Genomic DNA, 865 nt, shown 5'->3' with positions numbered 1-865 from the left:
TGTTCCTGCTGTAGATTTCTTTTACATTCAGTTTTTTCTCCTCGCCTGTTGCGGGATCTCTCCAGATATATTTCGTGCTGTTCTTTTTGATCATCGCTATGACATCTGTTCCTATCCCCTTGAGCGCAGCCAGCTGGGATGGACTGGAAAACCATGTGTCAAACAGGACATAATCGAATGGTATCCCTGCTTTGTGTGCCTGCTTTACCATATGTTGGACAACAAGGGTTCCCTTTGTTTTTGCCATTGCCCGGCGCTTTCCGCGTAGTGTACGGCAATCGATTCGGACATTGGGTCCAACCATTTGTTTCTCATCGCGCGTTGACAAAAGGGACTGTGCAAAAGGAATGAATGTCTCTCCATTTGTCCATCCACCAGTCATCATGCGGTATCCAAGACGGGTCTTATGATCATTATGGTCAAAAACCCTGGCACATAATTCGGTTCCCTTTCCGCCGGTCCGCGCATATAAAGAATCATCAAAAATCAGAGCATTGATATGTTTGTCTGTGGTCTGTGACTCTATATCTAAAATGACATTTTTTGCTGTTTCCAATTGCAGCCTTTCCCAGTTAGCTCCGGGAAGCTTATCAAAACGGTAAAATGTGTCTTGCTTATAATCCCGGAAGAATGTGTCCGTCTTAAACATCAGATACGCACTTGCAGGGGCAAAACACACGAGAAGTTTGTCGATAAGCAGATCCTTGGCACTCACAACTTTCTCAAGGACGGGTGATTGTTTCAGATCACCCAGCAGACGGGAAATCGGGTTATCAAAGTATGTCATCCCGCTGTTGACAAAAATGTCATCGACCATTTTTATGACACCACATTTCCTAAGAAGGGGACGACCAATGTACTTATC

1 protein-coding gene is annotated in these 865 nt (G+C 44.7%); it reads right to left on the bottom strand.

Annotated elements, in window-relative coordinates; translation table 11 throughout:
* On the bottom strand, positions 1-817 hold an 817-nt coding region (locus VSQ62_RS32300; protein ID WP_334638791.1), incomplete at its 3' end, for a transposase.
* Between the last annotated feature and the right edge of the window lie 48 nt (positions 818-865).

Source organism: Sporofaciens sp. JLR.KK001, assembly GCF_036941055.1.
GTDB lineage: Bacteria > Bacillota > Clostridia > Lachnospirales > Lachnospiraceae > Sporofaciens.
This window is presented reverse-complemented; position numbering and strand designations above follow the sequence as displayed.